Source organism: Promicromonospora citrea, assembly GCF_013004695.1.
Classification (GTDB): domain Bacteria; phylum Actinomycetota; class Actinomycetes; order Actinomycetales; family Cellulomonadaceae; genus Promicromonospora; species Promicromonospora citrea.
The window spans coordinates 1-24,698 of the sequence record NZ_JABEMG010000072.1 but is presented as its reverse complement, the minus strand read 5'-3'; the positions used below and the strand labels follow the sequence as shown (position 1 = coordinate 24,698).

Here is a 24,698-nt window from a genome sequence, read left to right as displayed (position 1 = left end):
GCGCGACGGCGCGGGCCCGGGCCGCCAGGCACCGCACCTGCTCGAGCGCCTCGGGGCGGGACAGGACGTGCACGGCCGCCCACGGGCCGCCGTGACCCGCCGTCTCCCCGGCCAGGCGGTCCCGCTGGGCCGCCCACCGCTGCCAGTGCCGCACGAAGTGGTGCGGGGTCAGCACGCGGCCCCGGTCCAGCTGGCCGTCCAGCGCGTCCTCCAGGGGCACGTCGATCGCGACCAGGACGGGGTCCCAGCCGCGCGCCCGCGCCAGCAGGCCCAGTGCGCGCCGCCGCAGCCGGCGCGTGGCCGTGTCGTGCACCAGGAGCGGGCCCGCGCCGCGCGGGCCGCGCACCAGGCGCGCGACGGTCCGGACGGCGTGCAGCGTGTGCACCGCCCACCGGTAGGCCCCGTACGGCACCCACGAGGGCAGGCGACGCGCGAACCGGCGCCGGTCACGGTCAGGGTCCAGCACCACGCTGCGCGGCACGTCCCGCGCGACGTGCGCCAGCAGCGTCGTCTTGCCGGCGCCCGGCACACCACCCACCACGATCAGGCGCGGTGCCTGCGGCGCGGAGGCGAGGTCCACCGGGTGGTGCAGGGTGTTCCGGTCGGTGTTCTGGTCAGTGTCCTGGTCGAGGTCGAGGTCGAGGTCGAGGTCGGCGTCGTCGTCGACGGGACGGACAGGTCGGAGGGCGGGTCGAACATCGGGTGCGGTCACATGGTCCTCCGTGCGTAGGGGGCCGGGTGAGCAGCATCGCGCGCGCCGGTCCACCAACCCTGCGAGGACCCTGAGCGGGCACCGGGAGGGCGAACGGACCACCAGCGGACCAGGGGGAGCACGAGCTCACACCCTGTGTCTCAGTACGTCGGACAAATGCTCATTCCGCTGGTTCCAACGTACGAAACCACCCGCCGTGTTCCCGTCCGACGAAAGAAATCCTGTGATGGTCCGCATCGCACCCCGCGATCTGACACCATCGGGCCCGTGAGCACACCCGACCGGCCCAGCGACGACCGGCTGCGCGACCTCGCCCTCCTGCGCCGTGTCCGCGACCGCATGGACCGTGACTACACCCAGCCGCTCGACGTCGCGGCGCTCGCAGCCGGTGTGCACATGTCGGCGGGTCATCTGTCGCGGCTGTTCAAGGCGGCCTACGGGGAGTCGCCGTACAGCTACCTGATGACCCGGCGCATCGAGCGCGCGATGATGCTGCTGCGGCGCGGCGACCTGAGCGTCACGGAGGTGTGCTTCGCGGTGGGGTGCTCGTCGCTGGGCACGTTCAGCACACGGTTCACCGAGCTGGTCGGGGTCCCGCCGAGCGTGTACCGGCAGGACCCGATGCTGGCGCAGCAGGCGGTCGACACCTCGGGGCTCCCGGGCTGCATCGCCAAGCAGGTGACCCGGCCGGTGCGCGAGCCGGTCAGGAATCGAGAAGCGCCCCCGGCCGCACCGGACCTAGCGTGAGGGCCATGAACACAGGATCGAGCAGTACAGGACCGGGCATCAGCATCCAGCAGACCTTCCTGCCGCACACGGACCCGGAGGAGTCGCTCGCGTTCTACCGCGACGCCCTGGGCTTCGAGGTGCGGATGGACGTGGGCCAGGGCGCCATGCGCTGGATCACGGTGGGCCCTCCCGGGCAGGAGACGTCGATCGTGCTGACGCCGCCGGCCGCGGACCCCGGCGTGACCGACGCCGAGCGGCGCACCGTGGCCGAGATGATGGCCAAGGGCACCTACGCGGCCGTGATCCTCGGCAGCCACGACCTGGACGCGACGTTCGAGCGCGTCCAGGCGGCGGGCGCGGAGGTCATGCAGGAGCCCGTCGACCAGCCGTACGGGTTCCGGGACTGCGCGTTCCGCGACCCGGCGGGCAACACCGTCCGTATCAAGCAGCTGTGAGGCGCGCGTGTGCATCCCTGGACTGACCGACGGCCCCGACAGGCACCCTGCTGACCGGCACCCTGCTGACCGGCACGACACGATCCGCGTGCAGGGCGCGCGGGAGAACAACCTGCGGGACGTGAGCCTGAGCATCCCCAAGCGCCGGCTGACGGTGTTCACGGGGGTCTCGGGTTCCGGCAAGAGCTCGCTGGTGTTCGAGACGATCGCCGCGGAGTCGCAGCGGATGATCAACGAGACCTACAGCGCGTTCGTGCAGGGCATGATGCCGTCCCTGGCGCGGCCCGACGTGGACGTGCTGGAGGGCCTGACCACGGCGATCGTCGTCGGGCAGGAGCGGCTGGGAGCCGACCCGCGCTCCACGCTGGGCACGGTGACCGACGCCAACGCGTTGCTGCGGCTGCTGTTCAGCCGCCTGGGCACGCCGCCGGCGGGCCCGGCGGTCGCGTACTCGTTCAACGTGCCCGCCCGCACCGCGAGCGGGGTGATGACGTCGGCGACCGGCGAGAAGCAGATCGTGCGCGAGGCGGTCTACCACGGCGGCATGTGCCCGACGTGCGAGGGGCGCGGCAGGGTCTCCGACATCGACCTGACCCAGCTCGTCGACGAGGACAGGTCGCTCAACGAGGGCGCCATCCTCGTGCCCGGGTACAAGGCAGGCGGCTGGTCGGTGCGGTTCTTCACCGAGTCCGGCCTGCTCGACGGCGACAAGCCGGTCAGGGACTACACCGACACCGAGCGGCACGACCTGCTGTTCCGGGACGCGACCAAGCGCAAGATCGGCGGCGCCAACCTCACCTACGAGGGCCTGGTGCCCCAGGTGCGACGCTCGATGCTCAGCAAGGACCGCGACGCGCTGCAGCCGCACCTGCGCGCGTTCGTCGACCGCGCGGTCACGTTCGTCACCTGCCCCGACTGCGACGGCACCCGCCTGGCACCGGCGGCGCGGGCGTCGAAGATCGCGGGCGTCAGCATCGCGGACGCGTGCGCGATGCAGGTCAGCGACCTCGCGCAGTGGGTGCGCGACCTGGACGAGCCGTCGGTCGCGCCGCTGCTGAGCAGCCTGCAGCACCTGCTGGACAAGTTCGTCGAGATCGGGCTGGGCTACCTCACCCTGGACCGCCCGTCGGGCACCCTGTCGGGCGGAGAGGCGCAGCGCACCAAGCTGATCAGCCACCTCGGCTCGGCGCTGACCGACGTCACCTACGTGTTCGACGAGCCGACCATCGGCCTGCACCCCCACGACGTCCAGCGGATGAACGACCTGCTGCTGCAGCTGCGGGACAAGGGCAACACGGTGCTGGTCGTGGAGCACAAGCCCGAGACCATCGCGATCGCCGACCACGTCGTCGACCTCGGGCCCGGCGCGGGCACCCAGGGCGGCACCGTCTGCTTCGAGGGCACCGTCGAGCAGCTGCGCGCGAGCGACACGCTCACAGGACGCCACCTCGGCGACCGCGTCGCGCTCAAGACCGAGCCGCGCACCCCGACGGGCGTCATCGAGATCCGCGGCGCCTCGACCCACAACCTGCGCGATGTCGACGTCGACATACCGCTCGGCGTGCTGTGCGTCGTCACGGGCGTGGCCGGGTCGGGCAAGTCCTCGCTCGTGCACGGCAGCCTCGCGGGCCGCGACGACGTCGTCGTGGTGGACCAGGGCGCCATCAAGGGCTCCCGGCGTTCCAACCCCGCCACGTACACCGGCCTGCTCGACCCCGTCCGCAAGGCGTTCGCCAGGGCCAACGGCGTCAAGCCCGCCCTGTTCAGCGCGAACTCCGAGGGCGCGTGCCCCACGTGCAACGGCGCCGGCGTGATCTACACCCAGCTCGGGTTCATGGACACCGTGACCACCGTGTGCGAGGACTGCGCCGGCAAGCGGTTCCAGGCCGCCGTGCTCGAGTACCGGCTGGGCGGCAAGGACATCGCCGAGGTGCTGGACATGTCCGTGGCCCAGGCCGTGGAGTTCTTCGGCGACGGCCCCGCCCGCACCCTGGCCGCGCACACGATCCTGTCCCGTCTGGCCGACGTCGGCCTCGGTTACCTCACCATCGGCCAGCCGCTGACCACCCTGTCCGGCGGCGAGCGGCAGCGCCTCAAGCTCGCCACCCACCTCGGCGAGCCGGGCGGCGTCTACGTCCTCGACGAGCCGACGGCGGGCCTGCACCTGGCCGACGTCGACACCCTCCTGCGCCTGCTCGACCGGCTCGTGGACTCGGGCAAGTCGGTGGTCGTCATCGAGCACCACCAGGCCGTCATGGCGCACGCGGACTGGCTGATCGACCTCGGCCCCGGCGCGGGGCACGACGGCGGCCGCGTCGTGTTCCAGGGCACGCCCGCCGAGGCGGTCGCGACCCGGTCGACGGTCACGGGGGAGCACCTGGCGCGGTACGTCGGGGCGGAGGAGGTCGCGACGGCCCCGGCCTAGGCGGTGTCGCCACGCAGCACGTCCGCCGGCGCCAGCGGGTCACGCCCGGTCAGGCGCCGTACCTCACCCGACACGGCGCTCCACCGGTCCTCCCGCACGGCGGCGAACATGCTGCAGTACGCGTACGTCCACCACGGGTCCTCGCCCACCCCGGCCAGCTCCTGCGCCAGGGCGGGCGGCGGCACGTCCGTGTACCGCACGGGGCGCTCGCCGAGGCCGGTCAGGACGTCGGCGACGGCGTGCAGGTCGAGCGCGGCGGGGCCGGTGAGGTCGTGGTGGGTGCCGGAGGGGTCCGCGAGCGCCAGGGCGGCCAGGGCGCCGGTGGAGCCGGTGACTGCGATCCGCACGGCGCACAGGGTACCCAGCGGCCGCCGGCTCAGCGGCCCGCGCGCACCAGGCCCGACTCGTACGCGCACACCACCATCTGGGTGCGGTCGCGCAGGTCCAGCTTCGTCAGGATGCGGGAGACGTGCGTCTTGACGGTCTGCTCGGCCAGCACCAGCTCTGCGGCGATCTCCGCGTTCGACAGTCCCGCCGCGACCTGCCGCATCACCTCCAGCTCGCGCTCGGTCAGGCCCCGCAGCCGCGCGTCGGGCGCGGCGGGGGCGTTCGGCCGGGCCGCGTAGTCCGCGATGAGCGCCCGGGTGACCTTCGGCGACAGCAGCGCCTCGCCCTCGGCGACCACCCGGACCGCGTGCGTGAGCTCCTCGGCGGGGGAGTCCTTGAGCAGGAACCCGCTGGCACCTGCCCGCAGCGCCGAGAACACGTACTCGTCCGCGTCGAACGTCGTCAGGATGATCACCCGCGGCGGCACGCCCGGCATGGCGAGGATCGCCCGGGTCGCGTCCAGGCCGTTGACCTTCGGCATCCGGATGTCCATGAGCACGACGTCGGGCTGCGTGCGCCGCACCACGTCGACCACGCCGAGGCCGTCGTCGGCGGTACCGACCACGGTGATCCCGTCCTGCGCCTCCAGCAACGCCGCGAACCCGGCCCGGATCATCGACTGGTCGTCCACGACCAGGACCCGGATCACACGTGCCTCACGGTGGAGCAGGGGCGGTGGTGCATGCCCACCAACCTACATCTCAGGAGTGACGCGCTCGCGCGGCGGAGCGCATAGCCTGCTGCGGATGGACCGTTCCCGCCACGTGCTGCGCTCGCTGACCCGGCTCGACCTGGGCGCGACCTCGATCGCGCGTCGCGAGGTCGTCTGGCTGTGGACGCTCGTGGCCGTCGCCGCCGTCGCCCTCGTCGCGGTCGGCTGGCCCGTGACCGCCTCCGGGTACGGGGCTCACCCGGCCGCCGCGATGGCCGCCACCCTGGTGCACTGCGCGGCGGCGCTCCTGGCGATGCGCTGGCCGTGGGCCGGGCTGCCCGCCTCCGTGATCGGCGCGCTCGGCCTCATGACCGTCACGGCGGGCGCACCCGACGGATGGCCCTGGCCCTGGCCCGTCACCGTGCTGCTCACCCACTGCCTCACCGTGCTCGTCCTGGCACTGCGCCACCCGTGGTACTGGGCCGCGGCCCTGTGGTTCGCCGGGTCGATGATGACCGTCCTGGCGCCCGCCGCCATCACCCACACCACGATCGACCGGGTCGCAGGCACCGCTGCCGTCGCCAACGGCGTCGTCCTGGTCTCCCTGAGCGCCGGCATGGCGCTGGTCGGCATCATCGGCCGCCTGTGGATCCTCAGCGTGGTCCGCGCCGAGCAGGCCGAGCGGCACAGCGCCGAGGAGTCCGAACGACGCCGCGAGCTCGAGGAACGCAACCGCATCGCCCGCGAGCTGCACGACGTCGTCGCCCACAGCATGTCCGTCATCACCGTCCAGGCCTCCACCGCCCGCTACCGGCAGCCCGGCCTGCACGACGCCGTCCAGCAGGAGTTCGAGGACATCGCCGCCTCCTCCCGCCGCGCCCTGCACGAGATGCGCGGCCTGCTCGGCCTCCTGCGTGGCCACGACACCGCCCCCACCGCACCGCTGCCCGGCCTGGCCGACGTCGCCGACCTCATCGAGTCCACCCGCGCTTCCGGCGCCCGGATTACCTACTCCGGCGTCGCCTCGCCCACGACCGGCTCCGCCACCGCCCCCGAGGTCTCCGAGGCCGTCGGCCTCACCGCCTTCCGCACCGTCCAGGAAGCCCTCAGCAACGCCCTGCGGCACGCCCCCGGCGCCGCCGTCACCGTCACCGTCGTCCAGGACGCCGACGACCTCACCGTCCGCGTCACCAACACCCCACCCGAACGCGCCGACGACGCCGCACCCGGCGCCCGCCTCGGCCTGGCCGGCATCCGCGAACGCGCCACCGCCCTCGGCGGCACCGTCGAAGCCACCCCCACACCCGACGGCGGCTTCCGCCTCACCGCCACCCTGCCCCTCGGCGACACCCCCGACAGCCCCGCCGACCCCCTACCCGGGTAGGGGGTGCAGTTGGCTCTCCTGAGGGACGCGGACCACCAGAACCCGTTCCTACCGTCACCCCCATGACGACCACTGAGGCACCCCCGCGCACCGAACGCCCTCGCCGCACCGCCCGCAACAAGCAGACCCGCGACTACTTCGACCTCGTCGAACGCGCCACCGCCGCCGGCCTCATGGAACGGCGCATCGGCTGGTACGTCGGACGCACCCTCGCCGTGACCGCGGCCCTGGCGCTCGCGCTCACCCTCCTCCTCACGCTGGGCGACACCTGGTGGCAGCTCGCGGTGGCCGCCCTGTTCGGCATCGTGTTCACGCAGGCCGCGTTCCTCGCCCACGACGGCGGGCACATGCAGATCTTCGGCTCCACACGGGCCAACGAGTGGTTCACGCTGGTCCTGGGCAACCTCGTCGTCGGCCTGTCCGTCGGCTGGTGGAACCGCAAGCACAACCGGCACCACGGCCACCCGAACGTCATCGGCAAGGACGGCGACATCGCCACCGGCGCACTCGTGTTCGTCCCGGGGGAGGAGGTCGGGCGCACCGGCATCCTGGGGTGGGTCACCCGCAGGCAGGGCTGGCTGTTCTTCCCGATCCTGACGCTCTTCGGCCCCGTGCTGCACGGCCACTCCGTCCACACCCTCGCCACCGTCCCCACCGTCAAGCACCGCTGGGTCGAGGCCACCCTCCTGGCCGTCCGCCTGATCGGGTTCCCCGCACTGGTCCTCCTCACCCTCGGCCCGGCCCTCGGCGCCGCGTTCCTCGCCGTCCAGCTCGCCGTCTTCGGGTTCTACATGGGCGCCACGTTCGCCCCCAACCACAAGGGCATGCCCCTGCTGCCCAAGGACCTGTCCATCGACTTCCTGCGCCGCCAGGTCCTCACCTCCCGCAACATCCGCGGCGGCCGGTTCATCGAGTACGCCATGGGCGGCCTCAACTTCCAGGTCGAGCACCACGTCTTCCCCCGCATGGCCAGCGTCAACCTGCGCGCCGCCCGCCCCCTCGTCCAGGAGTTCTGCGCCGAGCGCGGCATCCCCTACACCGAGACCGGCCTGTTCGAGTCCTACGGGATCATCGTCGACTACCTCAACCGCGTCGGCCTCGGGCACGTCAACCCCATGGACTGCCCCGTCGTCGCGCAGTACCGGTAGTCCTCCCGCCGGTAGCCCCCGCCGTCGTCGACACCCGACGCCCGGAACCTCGAGGACGAGGCTCCGGGCGTCGCGCTCCCTCCACCACCGGTCACCCCACAGGCGCCGCGACACCATCCAGCAGCGCGAGCTCGTCCCCGGAGAGCCGCAACGCACCGGCCGCGACGTTCTCCTCCAGGTGCGCCACGCTCCCCGTCCCGGGGATCGCCAGCACGTGCGCCCCCCGGTGCAGCGTCCACGCCAGCCGAACCTGCGCCGCCGTGGCCCCGTGGGCGCTCGCGACCGCCTCGACCTCCACCTGACCGGCCGACACACCGGCGCTCGCGGCTGCCTGCGGACCCGGCTCGACGCCCACGACCGCGAAGAACGGCACGAACGCGATGCCGTGCCGCCCGCACAGCTCCAGCACGTCCTCCGAGGCACGCTCCGTCAGGCCGTACCGGTTCTGCACGCACACGATCGGCGCGACCGTCAGCGCCTCGGTGAGCTGCGCGGCCACCACGTTGGAGAGGCCGATGTTCCGCACCAGACCGGCGTCACGCAGCTCGCCCAGGGCGCCGACGTGCTCGGCCACCGACCCGTCGTCCCGGTCGTGCCCGGTGCCCCAGCGCAGGTTCACCACGTCCAGGTGGTCGCGACCGAGCTGACGCAGGTTCTCCTCCACCTGCGCGCGCAGCTGCTCGGGCCGCGCCATCGCCTCGAACCGGCCGTCCCGTGACCGGGCCGGCCCGACCTTCGTCGCGATCACCAGGTCGTCCCCGTACGGCTGCAGGGCGGTGCTGATGAGCTCGTTGCTCGACCGCAGCGGCGTGAAGTAGAACGCGGCGGTGTCCAGGTGGTTCACGCCGAGCTCCACGGCCCGGCGCAGCACCGCCAGCGACGCCTCGCGCGGCCGTGCCGGCTCCCACGGCATGCCCGCCACCCGCATCGAGCCGTACCCGACGCGGTTGACGGTGACGTCGCCGAGCCGCCACGTGCCCGCGGCGGCAGCGGGGGAGGAGGTGCTGTCAAGGATGGTGTTCGTCGTCATGCCTCCAGCCTCGCCCCGGCACCGCCGGCCGTCGTCGTCGTGGCAGCTTGTTGCCGAACGGGCCGCCCCGGGCGTGGCGCGGGGGAGCGGCACGCGGCAGGATCGAGACCATGCAGACCGGACAGGCCGTCACCGTGGTGCACGGGGAGCAAGAGCTCCTGGACCGCACCCTGCACCTGTTCGCCGCCGCCACCGAGGTCGTCTGCGCCGCCAACGAGCTCGCCACCTGGGCTGCCACCCAGGCGTCGAACGAGCTCACCGCCCTGGTCCGCACGCGCCGCCCCGGCGAGGTCACGGTGCGCAAGATCTACCGCTCCACCGTGCTCCTGGACGCCTTCGCCGCACAGGGCCGGGCCCGCGACCGCGACCGGCACGGCGCGCAGATCCGGATCACCACCGAACCCATCAACGAGACGATCGTCCTCGACCGCAGGGTCCTTCTGCTGGCCGGCGACGTCACCGCGGGCCGGCGCGCCTACAGCGTCATCACCCAGCCCGAGACCGTCCACGGCGTGCTGTCCCTGTTCGAGGCCGCCTGGCGCGGCGCCACCGAGCTGGCCACCTACGACGCCCGCATCGGCGAGATCCGCCAGATCGCACCCCAGGTGCTCGACCTGCTCGGCCAGGGCGTCAAGGACGAGGCCGCCGCCCGCACCCTCGGCCTCGGTGTGCGCACCTACCGCCGCCGCGTCGCCGAGCTCATGGACGCCCTCGGCGCCGACTCCCGCTTCCAGGCCGGCGCCCGTGCACGCGAGCTCGGGCTCGTCTGAGCGGGCCGTCCACCGGCCCGGGGGAGTGTCGGTGACGGGTGCCACACTGCTGCCGTGACCGAACGCGCCCTCGTCCCCACCACCGTCGTCGAACGCCTCGCCGCCGTCCTGACTCGCCTCCCGGAGTGCGCCGAGCACGACGCGTGGACCGGAGTCGCCTGGAAGGTGCGCGAGGCGACCGTCGCACACGTGTTCGGGGGAGAGGACGGCCTGGTCCGTGTCACCTTCCGCGCCGACCCCGACGAGGTCCAGGCGTTCGACCACCTCGGCGCCCCGTACTTCAAGACCGACTGGGGCACCAACGTCGTCGGCCTCGTCCTGGACGACCACACCGACTGGGACGAGCTCACCGAGCTGCTCACCGACTCGTACTGCATCCAGGCACCGCAGCGCCTCGCCGCCCAGGTCGACCGCCCGGACCCGATCGCCGAACCGGCCGCCGCGGACTAGCGTCGAGAGATGACGAGCGACACACCCGGCCACGAAGCCGTCAGCACCTGGGTCGACGCCTACGAACGCCTCTGGCGCACGCCCGGCACCGACGCCCTCGGCGAGCTGTTCACCGACGACGCCACCTACCGCACCTCACCCTGGGCAGAACCCGTCCAGGGGCTGCCGGCGCTCGCGGCGTTCTGGGAGGACGGACGGGACGGACCCGACGAGGACTTCACGATGCGTTCGTCCGTGGTCGCCGTCGACGGGGCGACCGCCGTGGTGCGCGTCGAGGTCGACTACGGCTCGGGTGACCGCTGGCGCGACCTGTGGCTCCTGGAGCTCACGCAGGACGGGCGCTGCACGGCGTTCGAGGAGTGGCCGATCGCGCCGGACCGGCACTGATCCGCGGTTCTCGGCGGGTCCTTCGACATCCGATAATGCACATTATGTCATTTCGGCAGGGCTGACGGGTGGGATCCGGGCCGCAGCCCCTGCCCCTGCGTGCTGCCTGGTGCCAGGTCGTGAGCTCGCGTCGAGGTCGTGAGCTCGCCTGTCGATCGGCACAGGTGTCGGCCGACCTCGAGCACGCGTCCGGCTGCGCGGTGCCGGCCTGCCGCGCACGCGACGTCGATGCGTCGACCGAGAGCACCAGCCCGACTTTCGTGCCACACCGAGCCAGACATCCCGCCCACCCGGCACGGATCTCGGCACCGTGTCACCACACATCCCCTGCGTTCGGTCCTTCGTGCCGAGATCGGTCCGTCGACGCCGAAGTCAGCACCAAGAGCCGAATATGCGGTCGCGGCCAGCACAGACGACCGGGGTCGGCGCCCGCCGGGCACCCTCCACCCCCACCCGAACCACCACCAACTCATACAAACCATTGTGTATAGCGCAACACAACGCTCTACAACGATGAACAAGGATCACGGCCCTGCCGGCGGATAATCCCGCGCCCCGCACGGCCCGACCGTCCTACGCTCCCGGGACATGAACCTCGCCGGCGTCCTGGACCCCACCGCGCGCACCGCCCTCCTCGTCGAGGGCGAGAGCGACCGTGCCGCCGTCGAGACCCTCGCCCGCCGTCGGGCCCTCCCCCTGCGGCCGGGCCGCGTACAAGTCGTCCCCATGGGAGGCGTCACGAACCTGGGTCACCACCTCGCGGCCCTGTCCGCGCACCCCGAGGTCCGGGTCGGCGGGCTGTACGACGCCGGCGAGGAGCACGTGGTGGTCAGAAGCCTCGACCGCGCCGGCCTGCGCCCACCCGGCGACACCGCTGATCTGACCACCGTCGGGTTCTTCCGCTGCGAGCGCGACCTGGAGGACGAGCTGGTCCGGGCGCTCGGCGTCGAGGGCTGCGTCGCGGTGATCGCGGCACAGGGCGCGTTGCGCAGCCTCGAACGCCTCCGCGGACAGCCCGCGCAGCGGGGATGGTCGATGGAGCAGGTGCTGCACCGGTTCCTGGGCAGCGGCAGCGGCCGCAAAGAGCTCTACGCGCGCCTGTTCACCGAGGCCGTCCCCGACGATCGCGTCCCGCAGCCGCTCGACGCCGCCCTGCGCTGGGCGCTCGCCGACCAGGCCCCGGCGTCGCACCCGTGACCGCGAGCGCCGTCCGGTCGACGTCGCCGCCGGGACCGCTTCGCTTTCAACCCGACGTTTCTCGGCTTTGGAGGGCTCCAAAGCCGAGAAACGTCGGGTTGAAAGCTGACCGGCGCGCGCGTCCGGGGGCGGCTCAGTCCCGGCGCGGGTCCAGGACGACCATCCCGGCGCGGGGCGCGGTGTCCATGGTGGGCAGCAGTGCGGCGGCCTCGTGCAGGCCGACGACGCGGTCGAGGAGCTCCTGGGGTCGCAGGGCGCCGGTGGCGACGAGGTCGAGCATCTCGGGGTAGTCGGCGGCGGCCATGCCGTGGCTGCCGAGCAGGTCGAGTTCCCAGGCGATGGCGCGGGCCAGGGGGACGCGTGGGCCGCCGTCGACGGGCGTGAAGAGGCCGACCTGGACGTGGCGGCCGCGTCGGCGCAGGCTGAGGACGGCGTCGGCGCAGGTGGGTTCGCTGCCGACGGCGTCGAGGGAGACGTGGGCTCCTCCCCCGGTGAGGTCGTGCACGGCGGCGGGGACGTCGCGGCCGTCGGCGAGGAGGGTGTGCTCGGCGCCGGCGCGGCGGGCGGCGTCCAGGGCGGCGGGGTTGCGGTCGACGGCGACGACGCGCGCGCCACGGGCGACGGCGATCATGACGGCGCTGAGCCCGACGCCGCCGGCGCCGACCACGACGACCCACTCCCCTGGTGCGACCCGGGCGCGGCCGACGACGGCGCGGTAGGCGGTGGCGAACCGGCAGCCGAGGCTCGCCGCGGTCTCGAGGGTGACGTCGTGGGGGACGGCGACGAGGTTGGCGTCGGCGGCGTGCAGGACGACGAGCTCGGCGTAGGAGCCCCAGTGGGTGAAGCCGGGCTGGGTCTGGTCGGGGCAGACCTGGGCCTGGCCGGTGCGGCACCAGTGGCAGGTGCCGCAGCCGCTGACGAACGGGACGGTGACCCGGTCGCCGACGTGCCAGCGGGTGACGCCGGCGCCCACCTGGTCGACGACGCCCGCCAGCTCGTGCCCGGGCACGTGCGGGAGGGCGGTGATGTCGGGGTCGTGCCCGGCCCAGGCGTGCCAGTCGCTGAGGCACAGCCCGGTGGCGTGCACGCGGACGACGACGCCGCCGTCGGGCGCGGTGGGGTCGGGGACGTCGCGGACATGGACGGGGCCGGTGAACTCGTCGAGCTGGATGGCGCGCACGTGCGGATTCAACCACGGGTGCTCCGGTGATGGTCGTGGTGGCCGCCCCGTCGCAGGTCAGGGGCCCATTCCGGCATATCGGGAGTGTCAGTGGTGGTGCATAGGGTGACGGGCATGGTCGCTCCTCCGCGCCTCGAGCGCATCACCGTCGCCGAAGCCGTCCGTCGTTATCTCGCGGCGGTCGAGGTCGAGACGATCCGTGGTGTCCTGTCCCCCGCCACGGCGCGCAGCTACTCGCGGGACGTGCGGGAGTTCGGGCGTCTGGCGGGTGGTGAACGGGTGCTGGACGACGTGACGGGTTCGGACGTGGACACGGTGCTGGTGCGGTACCAGGCGGCGCCGGACGCCCGGTACACCGACCCGGGGCGCAAGCCGGGTCCGGGGCGCAGCACGGCGACGGTCAACCGGTTCCGGCAGTCGGTGACGCGGTTCTTCGCGTACGCGGTGCGGGAGTGCTGGGTGCAGGCGGACCCGATGCAGTGGGCCGCTCCCCCGGCGAAGGTGCGGGGCACGTTGCGCACGGCGCGCACCGCGTTGTCGGCGGGGGCGGCGCGGAGCCTGCTGACGACGCCGCCGGTCCCGGCGTCGTCGCGCACGGACCAGGACCTGACGCTGCGTGACCGGCTGGTGGTGGCGCTGCTGCTGGTGCTGGGTCCCCGGGTGTCGGAGCTGGCACGGGCGGACGTCGCGGACCTGACGCGGGAGCCGGGGCACGCGCGGTGGCGCATCCGCGGCAAGGGTGGGTCCACGCGCACGGTGACGCTGTCGCCGCCGTTGTCGCGGGCGCTGGAGGACTACCTCACGGGCCTGCGTCCGACGCTGGCGGCCCGGCGCCCCCACGACGAGGACGCGCAGCGGGCGCTGCTGCTGTCGTGGCGGGGGCGGCGGATCGACACGCAGGCGATCCGGGCGCTGCTGGCGCGTGCGGTGGCGCGCATGCCGGCGCCGTACCAGCGGGAGGCGACGCCGCACGCGCTGCGGCACACGACCGCGACGCTGCTGGTGGCCGACGGGTGGGACGTGAAGGTGGTCGCCGAGCTGCTGGGGCACGCGTCGATCGCGACGACGGGCGTGTACCTGGACCGTATCGAGGGTGAGCTGGCCGCGGCGATTCGTTCCCACCCGCTGGCGGCGGCCATCGAGTGACCGGTATCGAGTGACCGGTATCGAGTGACCGGTATCGAGTGACCGGTATCGAGTGACCGGCGACGCACCTGGTGGCAGGAAGAAATCCGGGAACGGCGCGCCGTCTGCGGGTACGGTGAGGGCGTGGCCTCCCACACGACCCCGCGCACTCCCCGCCGCAACCTGCCCCGCCTGACGCTCGACCTGCCCCCGGACTTCGTCCACCGGGTACGGTCGCTGGCCACGCGTGCGGCGATGGTCGCGGCGGCCGTGCCGGTCACGGCCGCGGTGGCGCTCACGGTCACCGACCTCGTGCGCCGGCGCCTGCACCCGCTGACCACGAAGTTCCCGACCGAGAAGCCGCTCACCGAGCACATCGACGAGACGGCCACCACCGTCTACACCTACGGCGCCGACCTGTACGACGCGATGCTCGAGGCCATCGCGGGCGCCCGCCGCACCGTGATGCTCGAGTCGTACATCTGGAAGGACGACGAGGTCGGACAGCGGTTCAAGCAGGCCGTGATCGACGCCGCCGCCCGCGGCGTGGACGTGTACGTCATCGTCGACGGGTTCGCCAACCTCGTGGTGCCGTACTCGTTCTTCCGCTTCCCGCCCAGCGTGCACGTGCTGCGCTTCCCCGTGCTGCGCCGCGGCATGGCCTACCTCAACGTCCGCACCTCGGGCCGCGACCACCGCAAGATCCTCGTGGTCGACGACGAGATCGGCTTCGTCGGCGGGTACAACATCGGGTCCCTGTACGCCACGCAGTGGCGCGACACCCACGTGCGCCTGGAGGGCCCGTCGGTCTGGGAGCTGCGCAACGCGTTCGTCGACTTCTGGAACCGGCACCGCAAGCCCCGCCACCCCGTGCTGACCGACGTCGGCTCCCACACCTGGATGCCGCACCTCAAGGCCGCCCGCAACGCGCCCTCCGAGCTGGTCTTCCCCATCCGCGGCATCTACCTCGACGCGATCGACCGCGCCACCGACCACGTCTACATCACCCAGGCGTACTTCATCCCCGACCACGACATCCACGCCGCCCTGCTGGCCGCCGCCGCGCGCGGCGTCGACGTCCGCGTCCTGGTCCCGCACCGCTCCAACCACGTCGTGGCCGACTGGCTCGCCCGCGGCCAGTACGCCTCCCTGCTGCGCGGCGGGGTACGGATCTTCCTGTACCAGGGCGCCATGGTGCACGCCAAGACCGCCACCATCGACGGCCGCTGGACCACCATCGGCACCGCGAACATCGACCGCCTCAGCCTCACCGGCAACTACGAGGTCAACCTCGAGATCGTCGACCCCGGCCTGGCCGCCCGCATGGAGGACATCTTCGCGATGGACCTGTCCAACGCGACCGAGCTCACCCTCGCCCAGTGGGAGGCCCGCGGCGCCGTCGCCAAGATCGGCGAGTACCTCCTCATCCCGCTGCGCCCCCTGCTGTGACCTGACCCGCCGGCCCCGGAGCGCCCTCCCACCGCGTCCGCGGCAACGCGTCCGGCGCCTCGCGCTGCAACCACGTCACCAGCCCCTCGCGCACCAGGCACCGCAGGTCCCACAACGCCGAGGAGTCCGCCGCACTGACCAGCGCCCGGGCCCGCACCACCCCCGACACCGCCGCCGTCACCTGCAGACCCACCGTCCGCCCGTCCCACAGCCGCGACCCGCGCACGACCCGCTCCAGCTCCGCCCGCATCGCCTCCACCGGCACCCGGAAGTCCACATCGACCTCCACGGTGCCCAGCACCTCCGACGACCGGCGCGTCCAGTTCTCGTACGGCGTCGTCGTGAAGTACGTGCACGGCAGGATCAGCTTGCGCTCGTCCCAGATCCCCACCACCACGTACGCCAGCGTGATGTCCTCGACCCGCCCCCACTCCCCCTCGACCACCACCACGTCACCCACCCGCAACGCGTCACCGAACGCGATCTGCAACCCCGCGAACACGTTGCCCAGCGACGACTGCGCCGCCAGCGCCGCCACCACCGACAGCACACCCGCCGACGCCAGCAGGCTGGCGCTCGCGGCCCGCGCCTCGGGGAACGTGAACAGCACGGCCGCGCCGGCCAGCACGGCGACCAGGCCGACGGTCAGCCGCCGCACCACGACGATCTGGGTGCGCAGGCGCCGGGCGTGCAGCCCGTTGAGCCGGTCCCCGACCCGCCGCAGCGCCCGGTCCTCGGCGACGACGGCGACCGTGCCGACCATCCACGCCGAGCTCAGGATCAGCGACACCACCACGACGTGCTCCAGCACGGGGAACCACGGGTCGCTCCGGTTGGCGGTGGACCACACCGCGATCCACATCGCCAGCACCACGAACGTCGCGTGCGCGGGCTTGCGCAGCCGCAGCGCCGCCACCCGCACCGTCGCGTTGCGGCGCGCCACGCTGCGCACCACCTTGGACAGCACCACGACCGCCACGAACGCGACGGCACCGGCCAGGACCGCCCAGCCCAGCGTCACGGCGAGGTTGGTCGCCTGCTCGATCTCCTCGTCAGCCACGCCGCAAGCCTCACCCACCCTGCCCGTTCGGCGCAAAATGTCCGATCGAAGAGCGCGAACCGGGCAGGGTGGTGAGGGGTCACACCGTCAGCGACTGCCCGGCCGTGAGCCGGGCGTAGGTGTAGTCGCCGCCGAGGCGTGCCGTGTCCAGCCACCGGCCCACCAGCCCGTGGCCCACCTCGGACAGCAGGCCGTCGTGGATCGGCACCACGGTGCCCGCGGGGACGGAGCGGGCGGCGTCGATCGCCTCGCGCAGCTTCATCCAGGGGCCCGAGACCGGCAGCAGCAGGACGTCCAGCCGACCGCCGGGCACCTCCTGCGGCGGCTCGTAGGAGTCCCCCGGGTGGTACAGGCTCTTCCCGTCCGCCTCGACCAGGTAGGTCACGTTGACCGGCAGCGGCGGCGTGTCGGGGTGGATCTCGGCGTGCGCGCCCCCGCCGACCCGTACCCGCGCGCCGCCGATCTCGAGCTCGTCGCCCGGCGTGACCGCCTGCACGCGCTCGGCCGGTGCCCCGGCCGCCGTCAGTGCCTCGACGACGCTCGCGGGTCCCCACAGGCGTGCGCCGCTGTGCGTGCGCAGGTGCTCGGCGACGGGCTCGGGGTCGAGGTGGTCGATGTGGTCGTGCGTGACCAGCACGGCCGTCGCGTCGGTGAGGGCGGCGCCGTCGCTGAGGGATCCGGGGTCGAGGGCCAGGTGTGCGCCGTCGGGCAGGGTGAGGCTGACGCAGGCGTGACCGTGGAAGGTGAGGTGCATACGTGCAGGCTACGCCTGCGCCCGGTGCGTCGCGGCGGCACCGGGCGGCGGGCGGTCAGACGGCGGAGCGGGCCGCGCGGCGGCGGGCGAGCTCGTCGCCCTCGACGGCGGGGACGTCCCCGGTGTCCTGCTGGTCGATGGTCTCGGTCGGCATCTGGGACAGGGTGCCCTCGATCTCGCGCCAGACGCGGCCGACGGCGATGCCGAACACGCCCTGGCCGCCGGCGACGAGGTCGACGACCTCGTCGGGCGAGGTGCACTCGTACACGCTCGCGCCGTCGGACATGAGGGTGATCTGGGCGAGGTCCTCGACGCCGCGCTCGCGCAGGGCGGTGACGGCGGTGCGGATCTGCTGCAGGGAGACGCCGGTGTCCAGGAGCCGCTTGACGACCTTGAGCACGAGGATGTCGCGGAAGCTGTAGAGCCGGTGGGTGCCGGAGCCGGTGGCGGGCTTGATGCTGGGCTCGACCAACCCGGTGCGGGCCCAGTAGTCGAGCTGACGGTAGGTGATGCCGGCGATGTGGCACGCCGTGGTGCCGCGGTAGCCGGTCGTGGCGTCCTGCTCCGTCAGGTCCTCACCGAAGAGGAGACCCTGCGCTCCGTGCGGGACCGTAGCGCGTGTGGCTCTCTCACCGCTGGTGTTCACTGTGCCTCCTGGGGTGTCGTGACCACGCTATGGCGCGGCGGAGGTGATTTCAAAGATGCGCGCCGTGAAACGCCGTGGCGTGTCGCGCGGACCGGGGTGTCAGTCGTCACGTCCGCCGCCGGGGCTGGGCCCGGGGCCGCCTCCTGGGCTGCCGGGGCCGAGGAAGTCCTCGGGGCTGACGTGGTCGAGGAAGTCGCGGAAGCGTTCGACCTCGGCCTGCTGGTCGACGTCGACGATCTCGACGCCGGCGAGGGCGACGATCTCGGCGGAGCACAGCACGGGGCTGCCGGTGCGCACGGCCAGGGCGATGGCGTCGGAGGCGCGCGAGTCGAGGTGCACGCCGTTGCTGAGCACGAGCTCGGCGAAGTAGATGCCGCCCTCCAGGGCGACGATCTCGACCCGGTCGAGGGTGACGCCGACGGCGCCGAGCACGTCGCGCAGCAGGTCGTGCGTCATGGGGCGCGGGGTGGCGAGGCCTGCCTGTGCCATGGCGATCGCGCTGGCCTCGCGGGCGCCGATGACGATGGGGACGGCGAGGTCGGCGGCACTGTCGAGCAGCAGCACGACGATCTCCTGGTCGCGCTGCTGCTGTCGCACGCCGAGGATCTCCACCGGGACCATCGGCACGTCGTCAGGCCTCACTCTTTCACCGTACGGTGTCGGGCCGGTGCTCGTCGCGCGGTCGGCGCAAGTTCGGGCAAACTTCTTCGGCCGGGCCCGGCCTGGCCCGGCGGGCGCTGTCGGTCGGGGCGCTGTCAGGCGAGGTCGTCGACGCCCTGCCGGATCCAGGCGGCGTGCAGCCGGGTGAACAGCTCCCCCATCTCGGTGGCCATGCTGGCGGCCCGGCCGCGGGCGGCGGTGGCCTGCTGGCTGCGCAGGGGTGCGACGACCTGGTCGACGAGCGCGACCTGCCGGTCCGCGGAGGTGCGGAAGGAACGCAGGTGGCGTGGCTCGATGCCGTACTGGGCCAGGGCACCGGCGATGCGCGCGACGTCGACGGCCGCCGACCCGAACGTGCCGCCCGAGGAGGGCAGCAGCCCGGCCCGGGCGAGGTCGGTGACGAACTCCTCGCTGACGCCCGCGGCCTGCGCGACGGACGCGGCGGTCCAGCGGCGGCGGGCGGGGGCGGTGCCGTTCGCGGCGAGCCGTGGGGCGGGGTGCTCGGCGGAGTCCGGGTCGGCGTCCATCGCCGCCAGGCGCTCCTTGATGGCCTTGAGCGGCATGTAGCTGTCGCGCTGCTCGGTCAGGACGAACCGGAGCCGCTCGACGTCGGCCTGGCTGTACTGCCGGTACCCGGACGGCGTGCGGACGGGCTCGATGAGGCCCTGCTCCTCCAGGAACCGCAGCTTGGAGTGCGAGACGGAGGGGAACTCCTGACCGAGGGCGCGCAGGACGTCGCTGATGCGCATCGAGGGCTGCCGGGAGATGCCCCGGGGCCACGGCTCGACGGCGTCAGCGGCGTCGCGACCCGCCTCGGGGTCGCGTCCGGCGCGTGCGGCGCCCGCGGTCACGGGGCGGGCGTCCCCGCGGCCCACTGCGCCGGCGCCTGGGGGCTGGCGTGGAACGTGAGCCGGAACTTGCCGATCTGCACCTCGTCGCCGGTGACGAGCGTGGCGGCGTCGATGCGGCCGCGGTTGACGTAGGTGCCGTTCAGGGACCCGATGTCGCGCACGACGAACGAGTCGCCCTCGCGCACGAACTCGGCGTGCTTGCGGGACACGGTGACATCGTCGAGGAAGATGTCGGCCTGCTCGCTGCGTCCGGCGACCGCACGACCGGTGTCCAGGAGGAAGCGGGCGCCGAACCCCGGGCCGCGCTGCACGATGAGCAGGGCGGAGTGCCGCGGCAGGGCGGCGACGGCTGCGGCTTCCTCCGGGCTGAGCGCCGTGCGCGGCGCCTGCTCGTCGGAGGTCGGGAACGCGATGCGACCCAGGTTGGCCGTGGTCTCGGGCCCGACCGGATGGGCGCTGGGGTCCGTCATCAGGTCTCCTCGGGTGCGGGGTGGGTGGGGATGGTCGTCGGGCCGGCCGTGGGGGCCGGTTGGTGCTGTTCCTTCGTCAACGCCTGGGGCGCCGTCCGAGTTCCGCCCGACGTACGTCTCAACCTACATCGATCCTGCTGAGAGCGGGAACCAGGGTGGCGTCGGGGCGCGCGCCGGCCCGACGGCGGCGCGTGCACCAACTGGGATAAAACTACCCACGTCACGGCGGTTCTGCATGCCGGTTTCCACCGGGCCGCACCGGGGCGCCGCTCAGCGGTCGTCGGCGGGCTCCGCGTGCTCCGGCTCGCCCGGGATGCGCACCGCGTCGACGGTGACCTGGTCCAGCGTCGTGGTGGTCGCCTCCCCGCCCTCCTCGCGGACGCGGGGCAGCGCGCCGCCCGGGATCTCCAGAGCGCGGTCGATCGTGCGCGGGTCGCCGATCACCGTCCACTCGTACGGCGAGGCGACGGCGGCGCCGTCGAGGACCACGCCGCCGCCGGAGTCGACGAAGTAGCTCGTGGTCACCAGGCGCACCCCGTTCACCTGGATGGCCTCGGCGCCCGCGTTGCGCAGCTCCTCGAGCAGGTTGAACAGCACCTGCGCCTCCAGGGGCCGGTCACCGTCGGCCACGTGGACGGTGACGCCGGGGCCCTGGGCCGGCAGCCTGCCGGACAGGATGCCCTCCTGCTCGGCACGCTGCCGCGCCAGGTCACGAGCCGCCTGGTCGCGGCCACCCGCGGAACGCAGGTCGTCGCGGATGCCCTCGAGGTCGGACACCTGCGCATCGAGCTGGTCGGCCCGCTGGGTCACCTCGTCCAGCAGCCGCACCAGCTCGTCCTGCCGCAGGCCGCTGAGCTGGTCGCCCGTCGACTGCCCGACCTGGACCGCCAGCGCGAACCCCAGCAGCAGGCACAGCACACCGGTCAGCAGCTCCGACCGGGTCCAGCGGGGGCGCAGCAGGTGCGCCAGGCGCCGCCACCCGGGCTCGGGGCGCACGGGCGGGTCCGGAGCCTGCGGGTCCTCAGGAGCCGGTACCCCGGCGACGTCGTCGCGTCCGGTCATGCTCACGCCTTGAAGATGTGCCGGCGGATCGAGGCGGCGTTGGAGAAGATCCGGATGCCCAGCACCACCACGACGGCGGTCGAGAGCTGACCGCCCACGCCGAGCTGGTCACCCAGGAACACGATGAACGCTGCCACCACCACGTTCGACAGGAACGACACCAGGAACACCTTGTCGTCGAACAGGCCGTCCAGCATCGCCCGCAGACCACCGAACAGCGCGTCCAGCGCCGCCACCACCGCGATCGGCAGGTACGGCTGCAGGATCAGCGGCACCGTCGGCTGCAGCAGCAGGCCCGCCGCCACCCCGATCACGAGCCCGACGATCGCGATCATCCGTCCTCCTGTTCGCCGGACCCGCTCCCGGGCCCGGCCTCGTCCTCGTCGTCACCCTCGCTGCCGGCACCGTCCTGCGCACCGTCCTGCGCCCGGGGCACGTGCGCGTACCGCAGCGTCCGCGCCCCCGCGCCTGGCAGGTACATCCCGTCACTCGTGGACACCGCGTGCTCGATGTCGTACTCCGCGCTCAGCAGCTGCAGGAACCCCAGCCCCGCCGACCGCGCGAACGCCACCTGCATCTCGTCCGCGTCCCCCACCGCCTCGATCGTGTACGTCGGACCGTTCAGCGGCTGCAGGTCCACCAGGATCGCGTCCCCCGCGTTCCGGATCGCCGACAACGACGTCAACCGCTCGTCGTTCACCGCGATCGCCTCCGCCCCCGCCGCCCACAGCTCGTTCACCACGAACTGCACGTCCGCGTCCCGCACCCGCGACTCCGCCGGTGCGTCACCCGGCTCCACCAGCCCGCCACCCGAACCGTCCGTCAACCGCACCACCAGGCCAGGCCCCCGCACCGGCGTCGACCCGTTCACCCACCGGTCCAGCTCGTTGATCTCCAGCAACGCCGACGGCAGCACACCACCGCTCTGCAACCGGCCCACCTGCGCGCTCAGCTCCGCCGCCCGCCCCGACAGCGCCTCCACCTGCGCACCACGGTCACGGATCTGCTCGATCAGCACCGCACGACCCCGCGACACCTCCGGCTGCGGCGCTCGCAGGTCCAGCACCGCGACCGTCGTCGCACCGCCCAGCAGCGCGCCCACCACGACCAGCGCGGCAGCACCCGGCAGGCGGCGCCGCGGCGCCGCGGTCTCGCCCGCGCGCGCCCGGCGCTCCGCCATCAGCGCGTACCCGGGGTCCAGCGGCCGCTCGGTCACCTCCCGCAGGAGGGTCATGGACTCGTCCGGACGCCGGTCGGTCACCGGCGCACCGGGACCCGTCATGCCCCCGCCGCCAGCCGGCGCACCTGCGCCACGTACTGCAGCCCCGCCAGCCAGTACAGGCCGACGCCCCACCACGTGAACGCCCAGCCCACCACGTGCGCCGTCGCACCCACCCAGCCCGGTACCTCCGCCAGCAGCAGCAGCGGGAACGCGTACAGCAGCGCGAACGTCGCGACCTTGCCGACCATGCTCACGTTCAGCGTCCCGTACCCCAGGCGCGCCAGCACCGGCACCGTCAGCGCCAGCATCACGTCACGCGCCACGATCACCAGCACCAGCCACAGCGGCACCACCTCACGCCACGCCAGGCCGATCAGGGTCACGAAGATGAACAACCGGTCCGCCAGCGGGTCCAGCATCTGCCCCAGCCGCGTCACCTGGTTCAGCCGGCGCGCCAGCACGCCGTCCAACCAGTCCGTCGCTCCCGACACCGCGAGCACCAGCAGCGCGAACCCGTCCTCGCCCACCACGATCAACCAGGCGAAGACCGGCACGAGCGCCAGCCGCACCAGACTGATCACGTTGGGCACGGTCAGCACCCGGGAGCTCAGCTCCGCCCCAGTGGACACGCACACCGCCCTCGTTCACGCCGGTTCGTCGTCGGCCGCCATCCTACGGGCCCCGCCTTGCGGATACGCACCGGCGCGCCGCCCGCCCGGACACCCGCCCGGACACCCACGACACACCCCCGACCAGCACGCCGTGCCGCACATCACCTCCCCACCCCCGTGCCGAACCACACCGCACCCGATAAGATGGACACACATTCCCTTGGAGTTCGTCGTCTTCCCGTGTGCGCACCCACCGTGCGCCGGGCCCGCAGATCCGCTGCGGGGAAGGTGTTTTCGGGAGCGAGCGACGCGAGGGCCCTCACCTCGGCCCTGACTCCTCCCCCACACCCACGACGAACGGTTCCTCACTGCATGTCACTCGACACCCCTGACCTGATCGCGCCCCAGAACACCCCGGACACCCCCACCCAGGCCCCGGAGAACCCCCCGCGCGACCAGGAGGCCCCGCACGCCCCGGCCCCCGCAGCCACCCCCGACGAGCCCACCTTCGCCGACCTCGACCTGCCCGCACCCCTGCGCGCCGCCGTCGACGAGCTCGGCTTCGTCACCCCCTCCGCCATCCAGGCCCGCGCCATCCCCGAGCTCCTCGCCGGCCGCGACATCACCGGCGTCGCCCAGACCGGCACCGGCAAGACCGCCGCCTTCGGCCTCCCCCTCCTCGCCGCCGTCGACCCCACGCTCCGCAAGGTCCAGGCCCTCGTCCTGACCCCCACCCGCGAGCTCGCCATGCAGGTCGCCGACGCCATCGAGTCCTTCGCCGCCCAGATGGACGACGTCCGCGTCCTGCCCGTCTACGGCGGCGCACCCTACGTCCCCCAGCAGCGCGCCCTCCGCGACGGCGTCCACGTCGTCGTCGGCACCCCCGGCCGCATCAAGGACCACCTCGAACGCGGCGCCCTCAACCTCGACGACATCCGCTTCCTCGTCCTCGACGAAGCAGACGAGATGCTCCGCATGGGCTTCGCCGAGGACGTCGAGGAGATCTTCGGCCAGGCCCCCGCCAAGCGCCAGGTCGCCCTCTTCTCCGCCACCATGCCCCCCGCCATCCGCAAGGTCGCCGACCAGCACCTCACCGACCCGGTCCAGATCGCCGTCGCCCGGCAGTCCTCCACCGTCACCGCGGTCCACCAGACCTACGCCGTCGTCCCCTTCCGCCACAAGATCGGCGCCCTCACCCGCGTCCTGGCCACCTCCGACGCCGACGCCGCCATCGTCTTCACCCGCACCCGCGGCGCCGCGGAAGACGTCGGCTCCGCCCTCGTCGAGAAGGGCATCTCCGCCGCCACCATCTCCGGCGACGTCGCCCAGAAGGAACGCGAGAAGATCGTCGAACGCCTCCGCTCCGGAGCCCTCGACGTCCTCGTCGCCACCGACGTCGCCGCCCGCGGCCTCGACGTCGACCGCATCGGACTCGTCGTCAACTTCGACGTCCCCGGCGAACCCGAGGCCTACGTCCACCGCATCGGCCGCACCGGCCGCGCCGGACGCACCGGCGAAGCCCTCACCTTCGTCACCCCCCACGAACGCGGCAAGCTCCGCGCCATCGAACGCACCATCCGCGCCCAGCTCGAAGAGACCGACATCCCCTCCCCCAAGGACGTCTCCGCCCACCGGGCCAAGCGCACCCTCGACAAGATCGCCGCACGCCGCGAGGCCGGCCGCCTCGAGATGTACGCCGACCTCATCCGCACCTACCTCCAGGAGAACGACGCCGACCCCGTCGACGTCGCCGCAGCCGTCACGGCGCTCGCGGTCGGCGACGACGGGCCGCGCGCCCGCGCCGAGCAGGAGGAGTACGAGCGGGAGCGGGCCGAGGCCAAGGCGGCGGCCGCGCGCCGTGCCGCCTCGCGCGACGGCGACC

General features: G+C 73.1%; 27 protein-coding genes. 12 read left to right on the top strand and 15 right to left on the bottom strand.

All coding sequences use genetic code 11. From position 1 onward, the window contains the following. On the bottom strand, positions 1-712 hold a 712-nt coding region (locus tag HLB15_RS14450), incomplete at its 3' end, for an AAA family ATPase (RefSeq protein ID WP_171106465.1). Between the two features lie 267 nt (positions 713-979). Here HLB15_RS14450 and HLB15_RS14445 point away from each other — a divergent pair. The 3 genes from HLB15_RS14445 to HLB15_RS14435 are packed head-to-tail and all read left to right on the top strand — an operon-like array spanning position 980 to position 4,321. Then, positions 980-1,459, top strand: a complete 480-nt coding sequence (locus HLB15_RS14445; RefSeq protein WP_171106464.1) for a helix-turn-helix transcriptional regulator — start codon at positions 980-982, stop codon at positions 1,457-1,459. 5 nt (positions 1,460-1,464) lie between these two features. Then, positions 1,465-1,896, top strand: a complete 432-nt coding sequence (locus HLB15_RS14440; RefSeq protein WP_171106463.1) for a VOC family protein — start codon at positions 1,465-1,467, stop codon at positions 1,894-1,896. Positions 1,897-1,903: 7 nt separating this feature from the next. Next, the gene (locus HLB15_RS14435; RefSeq protein WP_171106462.1) at positions 1,904-4,321 is read left to right on the top strand and encodes an ATP-binding cassette domain-containing protein; all 2,418 of its coding nucleotides are present in this window, start codon (positions 1,904-1,906) and stop codon (positions 4,319-4,321) included. Here HLB15_RS14435 and HLB15_RS14430 read toward each other — a convergent pair. Together HLB15_RS14430 and HLB15_RS14425 are read right to left on the bottom strand one after the other, a co-directional pair. After that, positions 4,318-4,668, bottom strand: a complete 351-nt coding sequence (locus HLB15_RS14430) for a Rossmann-fold NAD(P)-binding domain-containing protein (RefSeq protein WP_171106461.1) — start codon at positions 4,666-4,668, stop codon at positions 4,318-4,320. The two genes, HLB15_RS14435 and HLB15_RS14430, sit on opposite strands and share 4 nt — an antisense overlap. A gap of 29 nt (positions 4,669-4,697) precedes the next feature. Further along, the gene (locus tag HLB15_RS14425; RefSeq protein ID WP_171106468.1) at positions 4,698-5,354 is read right to left on the bottom strand and encodes a response regulator; all 657 of its coding nucleotides are present in this window, start codon (positions 5,352-5,354) and stop codon (positions 4,698-4,700) included. A gap of 100 nt (positions 5,355-5,454) precedes the next feature. Here HLB15_RS14425 and HLB15_RS14420 point away from each other — a divergent pair, with 100 nt between their 5' ends. Together HLB15_RS14420 and HLB15_RS14415 are read left to right on the top strand one after the other, a co-directional pair. Further along, positions 5,455-6,744: a sensor histidine kinase gene (locus tag HLB15_RS14420; RefSeq protein ID WP_171106460.1), complete on the top strand. Its 1,290-nt coding sequence runs from the start codon at positions 5,455-5,457 to the stop codon at positions 6,742-6,744. Positions 6,745-6,806: 62 nt separating this feature from the next. Then, a complete protein-coding gene (locus HLB15_RS14415) occupies positions 6,807-7,892 on the top strand; it encodes a fatty acid desaturase family protein (protein ID WP_171106459.1) in 1,086 nt (361 codons plus the stop codon). Between the two features lie 91 nt (positions 7,893-7,983). On the opposite strand, the gene HLB15_RS14410 is transcribed toward HLB15_RS14415, so the two are convergent. After that, positions 7,984-8,922, bottom strand: coding sequence for an oxidoreductase (locus HLB15_RS14410; RefSeq protein ID WP_171106458.1), 939 nt, complete (start codon positions 8,920-8,922; stop codon positions 7,984-7,986). 110 nt (positions 8,923-9,032) lie between these two features. Here HLB15_RS14410 and HLB15_RS14405 point away from each other — a divergent pair, with 110 nt between their 5' ends. The 4 genes from HLB15_RS14405 (at position 9,033) to HLB15_RS14390 (ending at position 11,726) form a co-directional block, all read left to right on the top strand. Further along, positions 9,033-9,692, top strand: coding sequence for a helix-turn-helix domain-containing protein (locus tag HLB15_RS14405; RefSeq protein WP_171106457.1), 660 nt, complete (start codon positions 9,033-9,035; stop codon positions 9,690-9,692). Positions 9,693-9,746: 54 nt separating this feature from the next. Then, positions 9,747-10,142, top strand: coding sequence for an MmcQ/YjbR family DNA-binding protein (locus tag HLB15_RS14400; protein WP_171106456.1), 396 nt, complete (start codon positions 9,747-9,749; stop codon positions 10,140-10,142). A 9-nt stretch (positions 10,143-10,151) separates the two neighbouring features. Continuing rightward, complete coding sequence (locus HLB15_RS14395; protein WP_171106455.1) at positions 10,152-10,529, top strand: nuclear transport factor 2 family protein; 378 nt, start codon at positions 10,152-10,154, stop codon at positions 10,527-10,529. A 588-nt stretch (positions 10,530-11,117) separates the two neighbouring features. Then, positions 11,118-11,726 (top strand): TOPRIM nucleotidyl transferase/hydrolase domain-containing protein, encoded by a 609-nt coding sequence (locus tag HLB15_RS14390; protein WP_171106454.1) that lies wholly within the window; start codon positions 11,118-11,120, stop codon positions 11,724-11,726. A 133-nt stretch (positions 11,727-11,859) separates the two neighbouring features. Here HLB15_RS14390 and HLB15_RS14385 read toward each other — a convergent pair whose 3' ends face one another. Further along, positions 11,860-12,906 (bottom strand): zinc-binding dehydrogenase, encoded by a 1,047-nt coding sequence (locus HLB15_RS14385; protein ID WP_171106453.1) that lies wholly within the window; start codon positions 12,904-12,906, stop codon positions 11,860-11,862. Between the two features lie 114 nt (positions 12,907-13,020). Here HLB15_RS14385 and HLB15_RS14380 point away from each other — a divergent pair, with 114 nt between their 5' ends. Next, positions 13,021-14,052 (top strand): tyrosine-type recombinase/integrase, encoded by a 1,032-nt coding sequence (locus tag HLB15_RS14380; protein WP_171106452.1) that lies wholly within the window; start codon positions 13,021-13,023, stop codon positions 14,050-14,052. Positions 14,053-14,286: 234 nt separating this feature from the next. Further along, on the top strand, positions 14,287-15,480 hold the full coding sequence (locus tag HLB15_RS14375) for a phospholipase D-like domain-containing protein (RefSeq protein WP_171106467.1): 1,194 nt from the start codon (positions 14,287-14,289) through the stop codon (positions 15,478-15,480). Here HLB15_RS14375 and HLB15_RS14370 read toward each other — a convergent pair. The 10 genes from HLB15_RS14370 to clsA form a co-directional block, all read right to left on the bottom strand. Further along, on the bottom strand, positions 15,455-16,540 hold the full coding sequence (locus HLB15_RS14370; RefSeq protein ID WP_171106451.1) for a mechanosensitive ion channel family protein: 1,086 nt from the start codon (positions 16,538-16,540) through the stop codon (positions 15,455-15,457). The genes HLB15_RS14375 and HLB15_RS14370 overlap by 26 nt on opposite strands. 79 nt (positions 16,541-16,619) lie before the next feature. Beyond that, on the bottom strand, positions 16,620-17,294 hold the full coding sequence (locus tag HLB15_RS14365; protein ID WP_171106450.1) for an MBL fold metallo-hydrolase: 675 nt from the start codon (positions 17,292-17,294) through the stop codon (positions 16,620-16,622). Positions 17,295-17,349: 55 nt separating this feature from the next. Continuing rightward, entirely contained in the window at positions 17,350-17,940 is a 591-nt protein-coding gene (locus tag HLB15_RS14360) for a MerR family transcriptional regulator (protein ID WP_171106449.1), read from the bottom strand. 99 nt (positions 17,941-18,039) lie between these two features. Next, a complete protein-coding gene (locus HLB15_RS14355; protein ID WP_171106466.1) occupies positions 18,040-18,561 on the bottom strand; it encodes a bifunctional nuclease family protein in 522 nt (173 codons plus the stop codon). A 134-nt stretch (positions 18,562-18,695) separates the two neighbouring features. After that, positions 18,696-19,451: a transcriptional regulator FtsR gene (gene ftsR, locus HLB15_RS14350; RefSeq protein WP_229785501.1), complete on the bottom strand. Its 756-nt coding sequence runs from the start codon at positions 19,449-19,451 to the stop codon at positions 18,696-18,698. Further along, positions 19,448-19,921 carry an FHA domain-containing protein gene (locus HLB15_RS14345; protein WP_171106447.1) on the bottom strand — a complete coding sequence of 158 codons (474 nt, stop codon included), beginning with the start codon at positions 19,919-19,921 and terminating at the stop codon, positions 19,448-19,450. The genes ftsR and HLB15_RS14345 overlap by 4 nt, the downstream gene beginning before the upstream one ends. Positions 19,922-20,191: 270 nt before the next feature. After that, positions 20,192-20,983, bottom strand: a complete 792-nt coding sequence (locus HLB15_RS14340; RefSeq protein ID WP_229785502.1) for a DUF881 domain-containing protein — start codon at positions 20,981-20,983, stop codon at positions 20,192-20,194. A 2-nt stretch (positions 20,984-20,985) separates the two neighbouring features. Beyond that, on the bottom strand, positions 20,986-21,318 hold the full coding sequence (locus tag HLB15_RS14335) for a small basic family protein (RefSeq protein ID WP_171106446.1): 333 nt from the start codon (positions 21,316-21,318) through the stop codon (positions 20,986-20,988). After that, on the bottom strand, positions 21,315-22,265 hold the full coding sequence (locus HLB15_RS14330; protein WP_171106445.1) for a DUF881 domain-containing protein: 951 nt from the start codon (positions 22,263-22,265) through the stop codon (positions 21,315-21,317). The genes HLB15_RS14335 and HLB15_RS14330 overlap by 4 nt, the downstream gene beginning before the upstream one ends. After that, on the bottom strand, positions 22,262-22,834 hold the full coding sequence (gene clsA / locus HLB15_RS14325) for a cardiolipin synthase ClsA (RefSeq protein WP_171106444.1): 573 nt from the start codon (positions 22,832-22,834) through the stop codon (positions 22,262-22,264). The genes HLB15_RS14330 and clsA overlap by 4 nt, the downstream gene beginning before the upstream one ends. 354 nt (positions 22,835-23,188) lie before the next feature. Between clsA and HLB15_RS14320 the strand changes: the two genes are divergently transcribed. Further along, positions 23,189-24,698: DEAD/DEAH box helicase (locus HLB15_RS14320; protein ID WP_171106443.1), on the top strand; the 1,510-nt coding region annotated here is incomplete at its 3' end.